We start from the raw sequence: 19,581 nt of genomic DNA, 5'->3' as shown, positions 1-19,581 counted from the left end.
GGGGGCGTTTACTATTCTTCATGCTTAAGAGCATTGATCGTGTTGACCATCGACAGCTAAAGCTTGATTAATCTGGCTGAGTAGGTCTTCCATTGATATTGAACGTGGTAATATTTGAGTAGCGATCGCCTCAACAACAGTTTCTACTGATTCAGTTCCACTTTTTTTGTGCTTCTCATGAGACTGAGAATTTGCTTGTATGTGATTTAATCGCTGGTTAAGCACCACAATTGGTGGTAGTTTGAAAGGCACATCTTTCAACGTTTTGAGTGCTTTTAGCATCTCTTTATTGATAGTTGACTCTCCTAAACAAATTAACAGTAAGTCAACGCTTTGGTGGCGAATTTGTTGTAGCACTTCTGCCCAACAGCGACTCATAGCTGCCTTGAAACCTGCTGTTTGTAAATACTGAATTAAAGCTTGAAACCACTCAGATCCTCGTTCAGCAGTTTCACTACTGATTGAACAATTGTTTTCTATTTGCTCACTTTTAGTCTGCTTGCGTCTTCTTTGTGGTAAATCTCGTAGCGTTGTCAAATCTACCACCAAGATATTGGGGGGACAACAGACACCGGAGGCAATTTGCAATACCGATAATAAAGCATCTGTCTTCTCGGTTTGATTGCTATGATCTTTACCCAATGGTGCCAGGCAAGGAAACACAGATAATCCAGGTATTCCAGAGGCAATCAAAGTGGTATCAACATCGCAAGTGACCAATGGTAAGGCTGTCAAACGCGGGTGCTGAGTCAGTTGCTCTAGATAAATTTGGGCCGCAGAACTATCGACATCTAGCAAAATTACATCAAATTGCCATACTCGCGCTAAAAGCTCTGCTTGATCTAAGTCATCTACTTCAATGACTCGATGTTCTCGCAGTGAGAGGTGGGGGTTAATTACTTCCAATTCTGGATTTACTAACCTGAGAATTCTGAGTGGGGTCTGAGTGGTGCTTGCTTCACTACTCTCTAATCCAGGTAGCGATACTTCTGGCGCAGCGCATAATTTTTCTAGAAGTGGAGCCAAGGTCTGATGCTCGACTGGTAAGCTGATAAAACCATCAGATCGGTTAGCAAATGCTTGCTCTTTTTCGGCGGCCGTCGCCGTCACAATTACAGATATATGGCGGGTTGCGCTATCAGATTTGAGCAAGGTCAATACATCCCAACCTGAGAGCAGAGGTAGCAGTGGATTCAAAAATACAGCTATCGGTTGTAAACGTCTAGCTTTTTCTACTGCTTCTGTTCCCGATCGCGCAATGACTACACGATAACCTAAACCTTTGAGTTGCTCGGTTAAATCTTCAATATATCGGGCTACTGCCTCGACTACTAAGACTAAACGTTGCGAGGATGTAGGTTGGTGTTGTGCAGATGTATTGATGCACGGCGCTGGTAGGGAATTTTGCTCTTGTGTATTTGTGGCTTCTAGCTCACAGTAGCCTGTTTTTGGGGGACTGGGCGGTAGAAGCAGTGTAAATTGGCTGCCTTTGCCTTCACGAGATAGGAAGCTGACATCTCCACCGTGGAGACGAGCCAAGGCCCTGGTTAACACTAGACCCAAACCTGTACCTTCAAATTGGCGAGTCAGGGGATTTTCTAGTTGTTGGAATTTTTGAAAGATTAAATGTTGTTGATGTTCGGGAATACCAATTCCTGTGTCCCAGACAGTAAAGGCAACCCATCCTTCCCAGCGGCTCACCCTTAGCCCGATTTCACCAGATACCTCAGTAAACTTAAAAGCATTGGAAAGCAGGTGGACGAGCATCTGACGCAAGCGTAATTCATCCGCCACAATTTGGTCTAAACCGGATTCAATCGAGAGGGTGAATTGAGGAGCAGAGGCGCGTGGGGGTTGGGGCTGGGGGGTGTTGGCTTTGCTGCTTTGGCTTTGGATAGCTTTGGTTTCTGAAAGGGCGCGATCGCACACTGCCCGAATTGTCACTGGAGTCAAGGTCAATTCCATCTGTCCCGTCTCCATGCGAGTCAAATCCAAAATGTCATTGACTACGCTCATTAAATGACGCCCGCTTTGATGAATTAACCCTGCATAACGAGCTTGACGCTCGTTGAGTTCTCCTAACTGCCGATCTACGAGCAATCGCGATAATCCTAATACAGCGGTTAGGGGAGTTTTCAGTTCATGGCTAATACAAGCTAAAAACTCATCCTTTAACCGATTTAGTTGAATCAGATCAGCATTCTTAGCTGCTAACTCTTTGCATAACTGTTGCTGTTCAGTCACATCTGTGGCTAACACCAACCATAAGTCAACTCTAAGTTCTGAATCTGAAGCAACCGCTAAATTACTGGGTTCTGCTGACTTATAACTCCCTGGTGAATATGGCTGGAGTAACATCTGGGATTCAGAACTCATGAATCTGAATTCCGGACTATCCAAAGGAATTTTGGCAAACTGCCAGATTCGCTCTTGACCGTTTTGCACCTGCACAACGCAAGTGCAAGTACCTAGTTGATTATCCCAGAAGCATCGGCTAGCTGCTTCTGGGGATGCTGACTGCTCTTGCAGCTTGTTAATTGCTTCACTTGTGAGTGACAAACTATTGTCAGGGTGACGTTTGCTAGATGTTAGCTGCTCATCACTGCCACCATCGTTTTCTCTGCCATTGGGGTAAACTTTGAGCGCTTGTTGGCTAGCGTATTCGGAGTTTTTGGCGCGAATTGGAGTTAGTATTGTCTCTACTTGTTGCCTAACTCCTTCTGGATCTTTCAATACTCCTAGCTGTTGCCACCAAGCTGAATTGTGCGCTACGACTTCACCAGTACCTGTTTGTAGCATTAAAGGCCAAGGCAGTCTTTCAAGTAACTGTATTAGTGGTTTGTGTTCATTTTTTGTTCGCAGATGCGAGTGAGTAGTGATATCAGGCTCGTATTCTAAAAGCTTTCCAGGAAAAGACTTCCTAGAGGTGGCTCTGAGGGAGGATAGTGAGTTGATCGCCATCCGCTCCTGAGTCAAAATTTGTAATAGGCGTGAATTATCTACTAGCCCTAAAAATTTGCCATCAGAGTCAATCAACGCCCAATCTAAGTTTTGGTTTTTTGGGTTTTGTTGGTAACGCCACCACAAACTCAATTGTTCTAGGCGCTCGGTCGCTGGTATAGTCTGTATAGGCTCAATTAAAGTTTGAGCGAAGGTAGAGATTTGCTGTTGTAGATTTAAAAATTGCTCATCACCATCTGCTAATAGTTTTTGTATTAAACGGGCAGAATACAGCAACCCTACTGGGCATTGATGTAGATTCACCACGACCAAGCGATCGCACTGCTCTTTGGCAAAAATCTCTAGCACTACTGCCAGAGTACTTGTTTCTACGCAGCTAGGTACGGTTGCTATGAAGTCATAAAGCGGGTACTGTAGCATTGACATAAGGCTTTGGGGGTTATTCTTCCTGTAGAGATCTTTGGCATCACCATCTGTCAACTGCCGATGGTCTTCTTGCCAGCGATCGTAATCCTCCAGGAAGATGCATATAGATTTTGGTTATATCTTCAACACCATCAACAAACCATGGGCTTTGCCTTTGTGGATACTTGATTGTATCCGATTAATTCACGGTGATATTTTATTCGCCGTTCATCATTTTAGTGGCTAGCCTCACCGATGTCCTACTGGTATTGAAACTCTTCATCGATAGTGACAGCTAAAACAATTATGGCCCCAAAGATTCGCTTTAGAACCTTGAGGAATTATAATGATTTACAATGCGACAATCCTTTAAGTTCGTTTAAGTATCTTATCAAGGAGTAAAACGAGAAAATCTATATTGAGATAGATATACATATGTTAATCATAGGTTAACTAACGTAACCTTCAAGCCAAATACCTCATCAACGACCTACTAAGTATTACCACTCAGTCGCTGCATCCAGTTGTTGAGTAGACAGCAATATCAGTTGACATGACGCACTTTTTCAAGTGAACTTATAAGTTTACCAGCACTTCAGTCGCTCCTGAATGCGTTTGTTCTTAAGCCACCACAACCTCTTGATTAGAGCAATAATCGATGAGATATACAAACGATAAATGATATTACCTATATTGATTGTAGAATCTGATGTTAAAAAAATCTTAACCAATTTATTTGACCCTGCCAAGCAACAAAGTTTAATGCGCTGGCTGGATAAATTTATTGATACTTTTACTTGGCGATCGCCTTACTTGTCTTTGGATGCAGCTATGCCTGCTCAAGGCATATACTTACCGCAGCTGGCACAACTAAACTCGTACAAACAAATTCTAGACAAATATTGCTATGTATTGGCGTGTTACAAGCCAAAAAACCAAGAGCTTTTTCAGCAAATGAGTCTTGAAGATAAGCAACAATTGTTGCAGCAGATCAAATCAGATTACAGTCAAATTCTTATAAATTACTTTACCACAGACAAAAAGCTGAAAGAAAAAATTGATAAATTTATCAATGCCATATTTTATGCTAATATTCCTGTGCCCCAAATTATTGAAATTCACATGGAACTAATCGACGAATTTTCCAAACAGCTAAAACTAGAAGGAAGGAGTGATGAAACATTACTTGATTATCGTTTAACGCTGATAGATGTCTTAGCTAACTTGTGCGAAGTTTACAGATGTTCAATTTCTAAATAAATGGAATTTATCTGTGTTGAGATGATCACGAACTACCACTGTGACATTGCTGGCCTTGGGGCGATCGCGTCCTGTGTTTCTCTTGTTATGCCTAGCCTGTACCTATTATGAATAAAGCCAGAAAAACCTACGTCCTCAAGCTTTATGTAGCAGGGAACACGCCTAACTCAGTGCGGGCCTTAAAAATGCTCAAAAACATCTTAGAACAGGAGTTTCAGGGTGTTTACGCCTTAAAAGTGATCGATGTTCTCAAAAACCCACAACTAGCAGAAGAGGACAAAATATTAGCCACCCCAACTCTCTCTAAAATTTTACCTCCACCTGTTCGTAAAATCATTGGTGATCTTTCAGATAGGGAAAGAGTATTAATTGGATTAGACTTACTTTACGAAGAATTGACCGAAGAAGATTATTTTTCAGAGTAAACTATTTAATCATAAAAAATTCCAGACAAACTATTAGTATATAGAAAAACCGGGTTTCATACCCATTGATGATGAACCAATGAGTGAAAACGAGCAAACAGAGCTAAACAAAGCACCGTTAATTGGAGGTGTAGAAAAGATTCGCACGATGATAGAGGGTTTTGACGATATCAGTCATGGTGGTTTACCTGTTGGTAGAACTACCTTGGTTAGTGGAACCTCTGGAACAGGCAAAACTCTCTTATCTCTGCAATTTCTCTACAATGGTATTACCTATTTTGATGAAGCTGGGGTATTTGTTACTTTTGAAGAATCCCCTAGTGATATTATCAAAAATGCTTATATCTTTGGGTGGAGTTTGCAACGTCTCATCGATGAAGGCAAATTATTTATTCTTGATGCCTCCCCTGATCCTGAAGGTCAAGATATAGTTGGAAATTTTGATTTGTCTGCGCTCATTGAGCGTTTGCAATACGCCATCCGCAAATACAAAGCTAAACGAGTTTCAATTGACTCAATCACCGCAGTATTCCAGCAGTATGAAGCAATGGGAGTAGTGCGGCGCGAAATTTTTCGCCTGGTAGCACGGCTCAAACAACTCAGTGTCACTACCATCATCACCACCGAACGCAGCGAAGAATATGGCCCCGTTGCCTCCTTTGGAGTTGAGGAATTTGTTTCGGATAACGTGGTAATTGTTCGCAACGTTTTAGAAGGAGAACGCCGCCGCCGCACGGCGGAAATTCTCAAATTGCGTGGGACAACGCACATGAAAGGCGAGTATCCTTTCACAATTACCAATGAAGGCGTCAACATCTTCCCATTGGGAGCAATGCGCTTGACTCAACGTTCTTCTAATGTCCGGGTGTCTTCAGGAGTCAAAACCCTAGATGAGATGTGCGGTGGTGGTTTCTTCAAAGATTCAATTATTTTAGCCACGGGAGCTACCGGCACTGGTAAAACGCTGCTGGTGAGTAAGTTTCTCCAAGATGGCTGCATTCATGGTGAGAGGTCAATATTATTTGCTTATGAAGAATCCCGTGCCCAATTATCTCGTAATGCCTACTCTTGGGGAATCGATTTTGAAGAACTAGAACGTCAAGGTTTACTCAAAATAATTTGTACCTATCCTGAATCTACTGGTTTAGAAGATCACCTGCAAATCATTAAATCAGAGATTGCTGTTTTTAAACCAGCTCGGATAGCAATTGACTCCTTATCAGCATTAGCTAGAGGAGTTAGCAATAACGCATTTAGACAGTTTGTTATCGGTGTTACAGGTTATGCTAAGCAAGAAGAAATTACTGGTTTTTTTACTAACACAACCGACCAATTTATGGGGTCACATTCGATTACTGACTCTCATATTTCCACGATCACCGACACGATTTTGATGTTACAGTATGTAGAAATTCGTGGCGAAATGTCGCGGGCAATTAACGTTTTTAAAATGAGGGGTTCTTGGCATGATAAAGGTATCCGCGAGTACAATATCACCGCCGATGGCCCAGAAATTAAAGATTCTTTCCGTAACTACGAACGGATTGTTAGTGGTGCCCCGACCCGCGTTAGTATTGATGAAAAGGCGGAACTTTCTCGCATAGTAAGACGTTTTGAAGATAAACAGAGTTCCGATTCTTAAATTTGGTATCGTAGTATATCCCTTCCTAAATTTAGTATCGTGCTATATTCTGTGGTGAGTGAAAGTTTTCTGCCGCTAGATTGATATTTTTGTGTGAGGGGATGCGGTGAAAGGACAGCAATTATTCCATAGCTTCTTGCCTGGTGTGACAGCAGCGGTCGTAATAACCCAGCCTGCTTGGGCTGGTACTGTGAAAGTAGGTGGGGTACAGCTGGCGTCTTCTCCTAATGTTTTGACTTCTACCTACAGTCAAAACTTAGTTGCGGACATCACAAATACACAGCGTTCTCAAACTAGGGATGCTAGTGTTCCAACCCAATTACCCACTGCTGGTTTGACTCGGTTTCATATGCAGCCTTTAAGTTACAACAGTATCCCAGTGGTTATGACTGGCAGCACTGTTGTGCCATTAAGACAAGTATTAAAGAAAGATAAAGGTAAATTTTTCAGCTTGACATCTGCTGAGCATCCTACTTTTGGACTAGATGAGAATCGCTCGACAAAAAGTAATTTACAACTAAGGAATTTGGGCACTTCTCAAAAGAAGTTAGAGAGTGTAGTAATTTCTGACTCGGCTGCCAAACCCACTGCTGTTTCTTCTTCCAGGCAACCATTAGTCTCAAAGAAGAATTCTACAGCTACTGAGTTACGCACATTTTTGGGAACTTCAGCTACACCGACAGCAGCAAAGTTGTTGGTAGTGCAGAGGTGTTTGCAGGAGATGAACAAGAGCAACACAACTGTTGCAAGTTCTTTGCTGCTATCTTCAAGTACTTGTTCACAACAAAATGCGATTCGCAAACGCTTGGCTCAGAGTAATATCCCAACTGCGCCAGCAGATACGCCTCAGCAAACTCCCACGACACCGGGAACCGTCACCCCAGCGCCAACAGATACGCCTCAGCAGACTCCTACAACGCCGGGAACCGTCACCCCAGCGCCAACAGGTACCCAGCAAGTACCCGACAACCTCATCCAAAGTCCAAATCCCCTGCAATTTCCTACCAAGCCAGAGGAAGTAACAGTTCAGGGAAATCAACCCATTACTTTAGGGCAGGCTTTGGAGTTAGCACGGCGAAACAATCGCGATTTACAAGTATCGATATTGGAGCTAGAACGTAGTCGAGGCGCTCTGAGGGAGCAACAAGCTGCTTTGTTACCTACTTTGGGGATTAGTGCTGATATTAGTCGTAGTCAGTCTGCTAGTACCCAGCTGTCAATAGAACAACAAGAACAAGCCACTGGCATCTCACAGCCAGAGGAAGCTACTACAGCTTTTAATGGTCAAGCAGAACTTTCATATAATATCTACACCTCTGGAAGACGGCAAGCTCTGATTAGAGAGGCAGAGGAGAGAGTACGCGTCAGCGAATTATCTGTGGAGAATCAATCTGAGGAAATCCGTCTGAATGTTGCTACTGAATATTACGATTTACAACAAGCAGATGAACAAGTACGTATTGCTCAGTCAGCGGTGGAAAATGCCGAGGCTAGTTTGCGTGATGCCCAAGCGTTAGAGCGAGCTGGGGTTGGTACCCGATTCGATGTATTGCGATCGCAGGTAAACCTAGCCAATGCTCAACAAGACTTAACAAATGCGCGTTCCCAGCAAGCAATTGCTCGCCGACGCTTGGCTACCCGGTTGAGTTTGCCACAGTCGGTGAATATCAGTACCGCAGACCCTGTACAATTAGCTGGTCTTTGGAACCTCAGTTTAGAGCAAAGCATTGTCCAGGCTTATCAAAACCGTCCAGAACTACAACAGCAACTAGCGCAACGCAACATTAGCGAGCAGCAACGTAGACAAGCTCTGGGTGAGTTGGGGCCTCAAGTGAGTTTGATTGCTAGTTACAACCTGTTAGACCAGTTCGATGATACTATTAGCGTCACCGATGGTTATTCATTAGGAGTGAGGGCGACTCTCAATTTATATGATGGTGGAGCGGCAAAAGCAAGAGCAGCCCAAGCAAGAAGTAATATTGCGATCGCCGAAACACAATTTGCTGAGCAGCGCAATCAAATTCGCTTCCAGGTAGAAGACGCCTTTTCTACCCAGCAATCTAATTTGGAGAACGTACAAACCTCTAACGCAGCTCTCGAACAAGCTAGGGAAGCTTTGCGCTTAGCTCGTCTGCGTTTCCAAGCTGGTGTAGGTACTCAAACTGATGTGATTAACTCAGAAAACGACCTGACACGAGCCGAAGGTAATCGAGTGACAGCAATTCTGGATTATAACCGAGCGCTGGCTCGTTTACAAAGAGCTGTCACCGCGAGGGGTTTACGTTAAGAAGAAGGGAATAGGGAACAGGGAACAGGGAACAGTTTTTCCTATTTCCTGTTTACTATTTGGGACTAAGAGATCTCTCAATTGATGATTATGACAAATCCTTTTGTAGAGACGTTGCAATGCAACGTCTCTATAATTTATGACACGTCACATTCTTTTTTCAAATTGGGATAACATAACTGAATTAAGGCTAACTCCAAAGACAATAATAAGGGTTTGGGCAGGAGTGACTAAAGTAACATCGAAAGAAATTGCACAGTTTCGCTCTCAATTGGCTGATGATCCTGTAGCTATGGAAGCACTCGATTTAATTGAGGACTGTGAAGGAGATTTAGAAGATGCAGCGATGACACTAGCGATTAAAGCAGGACAAGAACCAGAGCGAGCAAATTCCGAGTGGTTAGATGCTTTGGCTAGAAAATGGCGGGCAGTTATTTGTGAGCAAGAATATCGGCAAGAGTTGTTAAATAGCTCACTTGTGGGGATGATGGAACATATAAAAACAATGCCAGCTTTTCCTAAGATTCTAGCTGCAACAGTTTTGATATATGTTCTCAAGCAAGGTGTAAACAATTTCTGTGAACCACTGGATTCGCTAAAATAGGAAACAGGTGACAGAGGATAGAAACAAAAGATTTTTATACTAATTTCAAAAAAGAATGTAGCAGATAGACAATTATAGAGACTAGCTTTTGCCACGTCTTTACTAAAGGATTTGTCACTGTCTCTTGCTCTGTTGTGCCAATTTAGACAAGTATTATTAGATTAATGAATTACCTTGTTGCCGTACTATCAGACCGTATCCAAGCCGAAGCTGCTTCCGTAGCTTTAGAAAAAGATGGTATCAAAAGTACTATTTTGGGTAAAGGTTACAAAACAGCTGACGAGTTCGGCTTAATTGATCCTCAAGAACAAGCCAAAAAGCAAGCGAAGTTGATGGCGATTTGGTTGATTCCATTCGGGTTTTTCGCTGGTTTTACCTTCAGCCTAATTACTGGTTTGAATACCTTTGCTTGGGCGGGAGAAATTGGCAATCACATCATTGGGGGATTGCTGGGTGCTGGGAGTGGTGCTATGGGTAGTGTATTTGTGGGCGGTGGAGTTGGCTTACTCGTAGGCGGTGGTGACGCTTTACCCTACCGTAACCGTTTAGATGCAGGCAAATATATTATTGTAGTCCAAGGTTCTGAAACTCTTACTCGGCAAGCAACCCGAACCTTACGTCAGTTTGAGCCAGAAAATATCCAGGGTTACGCTGATACAAAGAATTAGGGAATGGGGAATTGGGAATTTGTATTGAGTCTACAATTTATAACTTGTGATTTTTGAGAATGTTGCCAAGAGAAGAGCTTTTAAAGGGTGTTGAAAATAGAGATAGTCTAGCGCGTGTGATTGATCAGGCGGAGCAAGCAATCAAAACTTGGGAAGTTGTTTTGACAGATTTTCTCTCACCTCCAGAGTTAGCAGAAATACAACGAGTGTTTAGTCGTTTAACAGAGGTACAATTAGTATCTTGGGGTGGATATCCGCAAGCTGAACGTCAAAGAATTGCGATCGCCCGCTCTGAAATTCCGTTAGATCAGTCCCAAGTTGAGCTTGTGGCTTTAGAAATTGCCGGAAATTTTCTCTTTGATACCGCCACTCACCGCGACTTTTTAGGCGCAATGCTGGGAACAGGAATTGTCCGCGAAAAGACGGGAGATATTATTGTTTTAGGCGAACGAGGGGCGCAGGCAATTGTCACACCCGAGCTGGTAGAGTTTTTAGAGATGAGTCTTAAACAGGTGCGTTCTGTGCCTGTGAAAATCCAGCAGATTGAGATCAACGAGTTAAAGGTTAGGGAACCGAAAAAAAAGGAATTGACTACTGTAGAGGCTTCTTTAAGGTTGGATGCGATCGCATCTGCTGGTTTTAGTATGTCTCGTAATAAAATGGTTGATTTAATCGACTCTGGTGATGTTCGCGTCAATTGGAAGGAAATTACTCAAGCGAGTTCTCAAGTCAAATCAGGAGACTTAATCGCCATTCGCGGTAAAGGACGTTTAGAAGTGGGCGAAATTGCCGTAACTAAAAAAGACCGTTATCGCGTGCAATTAACTCGATATATGTAATTTTTTATGCACTAAATCTTATTAATAATTCTTCACGAGATAATTGTAAACACAAAGGCGTAAACTCCTCTGGAGATAACTGTAGTAAACTATCAACAACTCTCGACAGTTCTTCGTCCACAGAACCAAACCTGTATCTCAATAAATTTTCCATGACTAAACGTTGTCCCTGCTGTACTCCCTGCTGTACTCCCTGCTGTACTCCCTGCTGTACTCCTTCTTGCACAGCCTGCGCTCTGGCTTCTTGATAAGCTTGGGTTAAATTCATCATTAGCTCCTGATCGTCTTGAGTTAATTCGAGCTTGCTCATAACGCTGATTTGCCATCTGTAAACTATTTCTAGAACATTACGACGCACTAGGTTTTCTGGTGGTAAGGCAACTAATTCTTTAACTGCTTGCTGTTGAACATTTCCCCTACCCAGAAGCCTAAACCACAGTGTTTCTTCTGTGACAGGTAACTCGTTAATGGCGATGATCGCTGTTCGCAAACTTTTGGGTAGAAAATACACCCCTGATAGCCAGTTTGCTAACTTTAGTTTAGCGCCAAAACTTTCTAGTAATCCTGGGGAAGCTGACGGTGATAAAATCCACAACCGTGCTAGACTATCCTCCAGTAAAGTTGTATTTTCTCGCTTGGCTTGGCGTTGGCAATCTGCAATCACTGTTAACAGCTTCAATAGGCAATTGCGTACTTCTGTCTTGCTGGGTTGATTGCGAAATGGTTCGAGTAAAGCTGTATTCAGCACAGCTATTCTTCCTAGTAGTCCGAGACTTTGGGCTTGATTTAGAGATGTGGGTGCAGGTGAAAACAAAATATCAACTTGTCGAGCCTCATCAATCACTTCCTTATTGGCTTCTACTTTACCCAAGGGTGATAGTAGTTCTTCTAAAAATTGCTTGGCGAACTGATCGTGAGGTTTGCGGGTCATTTTTTCTGATTTTCTAATAAGTATAAAAATGTACTTAATATTTATCTATCAGAAAAGTGATCCCTGCGGCAGGCTGCGCCTACACCTTTTTGTTCTGGATTCCAAGAATTAGACTTTAAAACGTTTTGCCAACATATTTAAGAGAATTTTTCGAGGTACTAATCGAGCTAATGTGCTTCTAATTTGAGTAGGAATATCACTAATAAAAACAGTTGGTTGCCAATCCTCGAACGCTTTTAAAGATTTGCAAACTACTTCTTGGGCAGAATATACTTTTTCTGTGCTTCCTGCCAAGGCTGGAGGAAAATGAGCTTCTGTAAAAAAGTTAGTTTCTATAGGCCCTGGACAAGTAACTAAAACACGAACACCATATTGACGATTTTCTGCCCATAATGCTTCGCTAAAACTAACAATAAAAGCTTTACTAGCAGCATAAACAGAAAGGTATGGAATAGGTTGAAATGCAGTGATTGAAGATACGTTAATGATGCCGCCAGCATGACGTTGACGCATTAATGGTAAAAACTGATGAGTTAAATCTACCAAAGCTAGAATATTTAATTGTACAATTTTGAGTTGGCGTTCTCTATCTCGTTCAACAAAATCACCATAATCACCAAAACCAGCATTGTTGATTAATAAATCAATTGTCAATCCCTTGGTTTTAGTGGCATCAAAGACAGCAGTGGCTGCATGAGGTTCTGTAAGGTCTTTAATAATAACATCTACTTGAATGTTGTATTGTTCTTGAAGTTGTTGAGCTAGTTGATTGAGCTTTTCTTCGGAACGAGCAACCAAAACAAGATTTGTCTGACGTGCAGCTAGTTCTTGAGCAAAGGCTTTACCAATACCACTGGATGCACCGGTAATTAAAGCAGTTGGCATTATTTGATCAAAATTGATTCTATTTAACTTATAAATACTAGCGAGATTTGCTAATAATTTTTAACCATCCAGAGTTATATGCCAATAAGAGTATATGCATCTGATTGGCTCAGTGCATTGCAGGAAATAGGAAAAACTGTTCCCTATTCCCTAATTCGAGAAAATTAAGCAATCACATGCATGTACAATACCTAAACACGAAAAAGATAAAAATTGCAAAAGCTACACCTGCATAAAATACGCTGCTAATTCCACCCAAACCAAAGGCTATACCCATTAATAATGGGCCTAATGTTTGTCCTAAACCGAAAAATGTGCCGTTAATCGAGAGAATTGTTGCCAGATACTCTCTTGGTGCTAAATCTGCTAAAAGTGTTTGAATGCTAGGAAAACCGATACCAATTCCAATGCCAAAAATTGTATTAGGGATTAACAAAAACCAAAGACTTGGCATGAAAGGAACTATCAAAAGAGCTATGGCATACAAAACAAAAGATGCTCTAATTAAAGTTGTGGGTTTATATCTGACGGCCAATTTCCCTAATTGAGATGATGTGATGGTAATTGCCACAGAAACACTGGAAAGTAATATCCCAATAGTTGCAGATGGTGCTTTAAATGAATCGTTAATTAACTGTGGTAAGTAAGTTATAAAAGCTCCATAGAGTAGTATAAAGTTAGCACAACTTGCTGTAAAAAGACCAAATAATTGACGATTTCTGAGAACTTTGCCTGCGTTTTTTAAATATTCTCTGAGGTTGCGATCGCCTTGTGGTTCTGGATTTTTCAGCACAAATAATACTAACAATCCAATCGGAATTGCTAATAAGGATAAAGCAAAAGGATAGAACCAGCCAAATGTTGCTAATGCACCACCAATTGTGGGATAGGCTGCTGTGCCTACACTACTAATGCTGGCATTATAGCCCATTGCTTCAGTGCGTCTATCTTCTGTATATAAATCACCAATTAAAGTGATACTGAGAGAAAGTAAAGAAGCCGCACCAATTCCCTGCAACAATCTTAAAAACAGTAAAAGGTTAAAATCCCTAACAAAAGCACAAGCTGTACCAGCAATACCAAATAAAAATAGGGAAGGAACAACAATTTTCTTCCTTCCCCATCTATCAGCAGCGACACCAATAACAGGCCCTAAAATAACTGTTGGTAATGTAAATACTGTAATCAATAAACCCAGATTACTAGGACTAACAGTTAATGCTTTGGCTAATTTGGGAAAAGCTGGAGTTACACTCGATACGCCAATCACAGCAATCAATGAAACTGCACAAATAATTTGAAAATTCAGTTCTTGATAAACTGGTTTGCGGCGCTTTAATTGAATATTTTCCTCTGATGAACCCATAAAAGTTACCTGGATAGATCAGTTTACAAGAGCGCCTAATTATACCGATTTATGGGTGATAATAGCAATCTTGCAAAGCATAAGTTTTTTGTCAACTCTCATAGAGAAACCCGCTTTCTGAGTGGGGAATTGATTTGATGTTTCCAGATTTTGATTGATAATTGTGAACATTTGGTGATACAAGTCATGTTTTATACTACTCTTATGAAGTTAAGGATAATACAGACATACCACTTGCTTAAAAACAGGACAATATGACAGAGTTTTCGATTCTTAGTGGAATTGCAATAAAAACTGCTTTACCTGTAGTTGCAAAAAAAATCATTGAAAAAACTAAAAGTCGGTTAAATCCAACAGAGTTAGAACTGGCTATCAGAGAAGGGATAAATGCAGCTCAATCTGAAGATAATAAAAATACAAAAGGGCTTTTGTCTGCATTTGATGATAGGCAAATCGATAACTTTCTAGCTAAAGTATTTGAGTATTCAGCAGTTCAAAAAGAAATAGAGAAACCGCTAAAAGATGAAAAATTTCCAGATACACAGATTTTAAGTGAAGCATTTAAGCAAATAGCACAGAGGCAAGAAGTTAAACTAAATGAAGAATATCTTAACTCTTGGTTGAATACTTTTTGTAATACGTATTTTAAAGAAAGCCAAGCTTATCCAAGCTATCAAGCCACTAAAAAAAACTATTTACAACTAATAATCGTAAATTCAGAAAAAATACGTTTTGCTGGAATTGCTGAAACTAAAGTGACAGGAGGACAGGAAAAAGATATGTCCGAGTCCTTAGAAAGAATTTTTGTAATTCCAGATGTAAGAGAGGAGAATAATTTATTAAATTCTGAAGCTAATATTGCAGCAAATAAGCTATTAAATTACAGTGCTTTACAGAAAATGGTAATTTTAGGTGATCCTGGCTCTGGTAAAAGTACTTTAATGCAATATTTTGCTCTTAAAGTTGCTCAGCATAAGTTCTCAGAATTGGAATTACCAGAGCAGATAGATTTATTACCAATTTTAATTCAGATTCGTGATTTAGCAAAATGTCCAGATACTAATATTTTAGAATACTTGCAAAAGTCTATACATGAAAAATTCGCTTTAGATGTGCCGGAGGGATTTTTTGATTATTGGCTCAAACAAGGAAAAGCATTAATCTTACTTGATGGTTTAGATGAAATTGCTGATGAAGAGAAACGAATTAAAGTTGTACAACATCTTTATTCTTTTGTGAAAAATGAGCAGTATGCCCAAAACCGAGTAATTATTACATCTCGTCCTGCGGAATATAAGCGAGATTTCTTTCAAACAAAAGAGTTTCCTCACTATTTTATCCAGCCATTTGACGAGTCAAAAATTGATTTATTTATCGAGAAATGGTACAGCAGTCGTTTTCTAAACTCTCAAGACTCACAGCGCTGGCAAACTAGCTTACAAGATATATTAAACAAGCAAGAACGCATTAAATTATTGGTCGAAAATCCGCTACTATTAACACTTGTCTGTTTAATTCACCGATATGATGTGTATCGTTTACCACAAAGGCGTCACAACCTTTATGAATCAGCGGTAAAAACTTTACTCACAGGTTGGGAACAGATTCGATTTGAGGAAAAAGAAGCACCTATTAAAAAATTAAAATATATACAATCTGACGATTTGCAAAGATTGATGGAAAAACTGGCCTATTGGATTCATAGCCAAGAAAGTACAACAGAAGATAAAAATTACAGTACAATAGTCGATCGCAGTGAAATCATTGACCAATTAAGTCAAGACATTAAAAATCTCAAAGGTCTTGAACTTTACCAGGCTAAGCAAGCAGCAGAAAACTTCATTGATTATATTTCTGCTCGTTCTGGTTTACTGAATGAACAGGGACAAGGCTGTTATGCATTTGTACATAAAACATTTCAGGAATACCTCTGCGCTCAAGATATAGATTATTGTCGTCAAAATGAAGATAATTTTCAAATAGTGTTAGATCATATCAACAAATATATCTATAATCCTCACTGGCGAGAAGTATTATTACTGCTGATTGTGATTCAAAAACCCAACCAAATGGTTAAAGTGATTAACGCCATCCTTGATAAGGATAAAGATAACCAAGACTTGTATCATCATAACTTGTTATTTGCTGGTAGTTGTTTAGCTGAAGATCCTAAATATTTAAAGGCAGCAAATAATAATAAGGATAATGAGCTATTCTTACATATTTTGAACGAGTTGGTAAAGCTAGAAATCAATACTGATTTAGATGAAAAAATTCGCGCACAAGTATTTTTAATCTTCTGCGGTTTGAGTCAAACAGAGTTTGCAGAATCAGCACTTAGCATTTTGGAAGCAAATCAACAAAAGATAGATGAAGATAGAATACAAGAGTATCGAAATAAACTAGAAAAATTAAAAGTTTAATACTGCTACTGGACTGACGCAGCTAAAATAATGCATTAGTAGTGTGCGTTGCGCTTCGCGACAACGCACCATCAATCAAATCAAGATGGTGCTTTACTTCGTTAACGCACCCTACTGGCGTGTCAAGGCTAAAATGTTGCAATAAGCTTTCTTGTGGTGTGGACATCTTGTCATTGGTGTCAAGTTAACGTAGAACCGATGTCCCGCAAGGAATTGAAGTTCCTTGCTGATAGCAAAAGTCATCTGAAGATGACTGAATATCCCCCAAGATTTTGAGTCTACTTCAGTAGACTTGAGCTATTAGCCAAGAAATTTATTTCTTGGCGGGTGAGGAAGCCAACACCGAAGCTATTTCTAGCTTAAGTTGACACCAATGGCGAGACGCCCATCCTACAAGAGAAAAGCTAATACACTATTTTAGCTTTGTCGCGCCACTACAAAAACTAAAAAAATCAGATGATTCAAAATGCAGTCCACAATTAGGTGAGTAAAGGTAGCATGAGTACAGAAATATTTCAAGCTACTAAGCAAGAATACTGTAGGCAACTAGCAAAGTTGTTTGATGATATTAAGTTTGCTGGAATTGCAGTGGCTAGTCAAGAGGTGGATAAATCTGCAAAATCTAGTCAAATTTTTGTTATGCCTGATGTAGTGGAGGAAGTAAAAACTAGTTATAAACAAATAGATTCTAGACTTTCTGCAAAGAAGGAAATAAAAGCTAGCCTGGGATTACCTTATGGTATTGGAAGCATGGGAATCGATATTGATTTATCTGAAGCTGATGATTTATCAAGCAAGCGTCAGGAAAAATTAATTTATGAGCAAAGTCAACTACTGCAACTGGAAAACCAGACTGGAAAGAAGTTTTCTGCACAACAGCTTTTAAAAGAAAACTACTCTCAGAAATTAGTTTTATTAGGCGCACCAGGTTCGGGTAAAACTACTTTAATGAGTTACTTTGCTGTCATGCTTGCTCAACAACAGCCAGAAAAACTTGAACTGAAAGCAGACACAAATCTACTACCAATTTTGGTTAAAGTTCGTGATTTAGCAAGACAAGAAAATAAAAGTATCCTAGAATATCTGAATCAGTTTGTCCAACGTAATTTACTTGTAAAGCAGCTACCACCTAGTTTTTTTGAGTATTGGTTGGAAAAAGGACAAGCTTTAATTTTATTGGATGGTTTAGATGAAGTTGCAGATTTAGGCAAGAGATATGAAGTTGTTAGCCAAATTGAAGAATTTTTAGGAAAATTTTCTCAAAATCGAGTAATTATTACCTCTCGTCCTGCTGGCTACAGACGCGACTTTTTTCATACAGAAGATTTTCCTCATTATCAACTCCAGCCATTTGATGATAATAAAATAGAAGAATTTATTAACCGTTGGTACGACAGTCGCATTGTAGATTTGCTAGAGGCACAACGCCGTAAAGATAGTCTGAGAAAGGCACTTACTGATAATAATCGGATTAAGTTGTTAGCAAAAAATCCGTTACTGTTAACGATTATTGCTTTAATTCATCGCTACGAAGCCATTTTGCCGAAAGAACGTCATAAGCTATATGAAAAAGCGGTAGAAACTTTATTAGGTTCTTGGGATTCAAATAAAGAAATCACCAATCATTTGGTATTTGATTATTTATTATTAGATGATTTGCGACGTCTGTTAGAAAGCTTGGCTTACTGGATTCATACTCAAGGAAATACAGGAGATCAAGAAGGTGGTACGCTAATTGATCGAGATGAGCTAATATCTCAATTAAGCAAACATATAAAAATTCTCAAACAAATTGGAACTGAGCAAGCTGATGAAGAAGCAAAACGCTTTATAAAGTTTATCAGAGAGCGCACAGGTTTGTTAAATGAACAAGGACAAGATTGTTACGCCTTTGTGCATAAAACTTTTCAAGAATATCTTTGCACTCAAGAAATTATCTACCAAAAAGATAATGAAGATGATTTTGGTATTGTTTTACAGCATATCAAAGATCATCTTCACGATCCTCATTGGCGAGAAGTGTTGCTGCTGCTAATTGCTCAACAAAAACCTAAACCAACAGCTAAAGCAATTCGGACTATTTTATATCAGCCTAGTGAATATGAGCAATGGCTGCACCGTAATTTATTTTTCGCTGGCAATTGCCTTGCTGAAAATCCCAAAGATTTGAAACTAGCAGATAGCAACCTAGCGGAAGAAGTTTTACAGGCTTTAGTCAAACTAGAAATAAGTGATTTACCACAAGTCAGTTATAGGATTAAGTTACAAGTCTTCCAAACTCTTTGCAGTTTAAATGAAACAGCCTTTGAAACTCCAGCTCTGCAATTATTAAAAGATAGAGAAAAACAAATAGATAAAGTACGATTTCAAGAATATCGTGCTGCATTGGGAGAGAAAGAAGCTGCAATTCCTGGCTTAATTCAACTTCTAGAAGACCCAGACTTTTCTGTGCGTTATAGTGCCGCAAATGCGCTGGGTAAAATCGGTTCACAAGAGGCAATTCCTGGCTTAATTCAACTTCTAGAACACCCAGACTTTTCTGTGCGTTCTCTTGCCGCAAATGTGCTGGGTAATATCGGTTCACAAGAGGCAATTCCTGGCTTAATTCAACTTCTAGAACACCCAGACTCTTCTGTGCGTTCTCGTGCCGCAGATGCGCTGGGTAAAATCGGTTCACAAGAGGCAATTCCTGGCTTAATTCAACTTCTAGAACACCCAAACTTCTCTGTGCGTTCTAGTGCCGCAGATGCGCTGGGTAATATCGGTTCACAAGAGGCAATTCCTGGCTTAATTCAACTTCTAGAACACCCAAACTTCTCTGTGCGTTCTAGTGCCGCAGATGCGCTGGGTAAAATCGGTTCACAAGAGGCAATTCCTGGCTTAAT

14 protein-coding genes are annotated in these 19,581 nt (G+C 40.2%); 10 read left to right on the top strand and 4 right to left on the bottom strand.

Features of this window, described 5'->3' with window-relative positions; translation table 11 throughout:
* Window positions 1–24 precede the first annotated feature (24 nt).
* Window positions 25–3,387: an ATP-binding protein gene (locus AC5JMF_RS08940; protein ID WP_495795353.1), complete on the bottom strand. Its 3,363-nt coding sequence runs from the start codon at window positions 3,385–3,387 to the stop codon at window positions 25–27.
* Window positions 3,388–3,393: 6 nt separating this feature from the next.
* On the opposite strand from AC5JMF_RS08940, the gene AC5JMF_RS08935 reads away from it, so the two are divergent.
* The 8 genes from AC5JMF_RS08935 to AC5JMF_RS08900 all read left to right on the top strand — a co-directional run bounded on the left by AC5JMF_RS08935 (window position 3,394) and on the right by AC5JMF_RS08900 (window position 11,091).
* Window positions 3,394–3,555 (top strand): hypothetical protein, encoded by a 162-nt coding sequence (locus tag AC5JMF_RS08935; RefSeq protein WP_495795352.1) that lies wholly within the window; start codon window positions 3,394–3,396, stop codon window positions 3,553–3,555.
* Window positions 3,556–4,044: 489 nt separating this feature from the next.
* Window positions 4,045–4,626: a KaiA family protein gene (locus tag AC5JMF_RS08930; RefSeq protein WP_495795351.1), complete on the top strand. Its 582-nt coding sequence runs from the start codon at window positions 4,045–4,047 to the stop codon at window positions 4,624–4,626.
* A 107-nt stretch (window positions 4,627–4,733) separates the two neighbouring features.
* The gene (gene kaiB / locus AC5JMF_RS08925) at window positions 4,734–5,051 is read left to right on the top strand and encodes a circadian clock protein KaiB (protein ID WP_495795350.1); all 318 of its coding nucleotides are present in this window, start codon (window positions 4,734–4,736) and stop codon (window positions 5,049–5,051) included.
* A gap of 79 nt (window positions 5,052–5,130) precedes the next feature.
* Window positions 5,131–6,693, top strand: coding sequence for a circadian clock protein KaiC (kaiC, locus tag AC5JMF_RS08920; protein WP_495795349.1), 1,563 nt, complete (start codon window positions 5,131–5,133; stop codon window positions 6,691–6,693).
* A gap of 106 nt (window positions 6,694–6,799) precedes the next feature.
* Window positions 6,800–8,980, top strand: a complete 2,181-nt coding sequence (locus tag AC5JMF_RS08915; protein ID WP_495795348.1) for a TolC family protein — start codon at window positions 6,800–6,802, stop codon at window positions 8,978–8,980.
* A 226-nt stretch (window positions 8,981–9,206) separates the two neighbouring features.
* Entirely contained in the window at window positions 9,207–9,584 is a 378-nt protein-coding gene (locus AC5JMF_RS08910; RefSeq protein ID WP_495795347.1) for a hypothetical protein, read from the top strand.
* Between the two features lie 164 nt (window positions 9,585–9,748).
* Complete coding sequence (locus tag AC5JMF_RS08905; RefSeq protein WP_495795346.1) at window positions 9,749–10,252, top strand: hypothetical protein; 504 nt, start codon at window positions 9,749–9,751, stop codon at window positions 10,250–10,252.
* A 59-nt stretch (window positions 10,253–10,311) separates the two neighbouring features.
* Window positions 10,312–11,091: a photosystem II electron transport protein, Sll1252 family gene (locus AC5JMF_RS08900; RefSeq protein ID WP_495795345.1), complete on the top strand. Its 780-nt coding sequence runs from the start codon at window positions 10,312–10,314 to the stop codon at window positions 11,089–11,091.
* A gap of 4 nt (window positions 11,092–11,095) precedes the next feature.
* On the opposite strand, the gene AC5JMF_RS08895 is transcribed toward AC5JMF_RS08900, so the two are convergent.
* The 3 genes from AC5JMF_RS08895 to AC5JMF_RS08885 all read right to left on the bottom strand — a co-directional run bounded on the left by AC5JMF_RS08895 (window position 11,096) and on the right by AC5JMF_RS08885 (window position 14,273).
* Window positions 11,096–12,022, bottom strand: coding sequence for a hypothetical protein (locus AC5JMF_RS08895; protein ID WP_495795344.1), 927 nt, complete (start codon window positions 12,020–12,022; stop codon window positions 11,096–11,098).
* 108 nt (window positions 12,023–12,130) lie between these two features.
* Complete coding sequence (locus AC5JMF_RS08890; protein WP_495795343.1) at window positions 12,131–12,907, bottom strand: SDR family NAD(P)-dependent oxidoreductase; 777 nt, start codon at window positions 12,905–12,907, stop codon at window positions 12,131–12,133.
* Window positions 12,908–13,079: 172 nt separating this feature from the next.
* Window positions 13,080–14,273 carry an MFS transporter gene (locus tag AC5JMF_RS08885; protein ID WP_495795342.1) on the bottom strand — a complete coding sequence of 398 codons (1,194 nt, stop codon included), beginning with the start codon at window positions 14,271–14,273 and terminating at the stop codon, window positions 13,080–13,082.
* A gap of 254 nt (window positions 14,274–14,527) precedes the next feature.
* On the opposite strand from AC5JMF_RS08885, the gene AC5JMF_RS08880 reads away from it, so the two are divergent.
* Complete coding sequence (locus AC5JMF_RS08880; RefSeq protein WP_495795341.1) at window positions 14,528–16,696, top strand: NACHT domain-containing protein; 2,169 nt, start codon at window positions 14,528–14,530, stop codon at window positions 16,694–16,696.
* 498 nt (window positions 16,697–17,194) lie between these two features.
* Window positions 17,195–19,581, top strand: a 2,387-nt coding sequence (locus AC5JMF_RS08875) for a HEAT repeat domain-containing protein (protein WP_495795340.1), incomplete at its 3' end; no start/stop codon positions are given.

This window comes from Desmonostoc vinosum (genome assembly GCF_059505385.1).
Note: the sequence above shows the minus strand (reverse complement) of the source record. Positions and strands in the feature narration are given on the sequence as shown.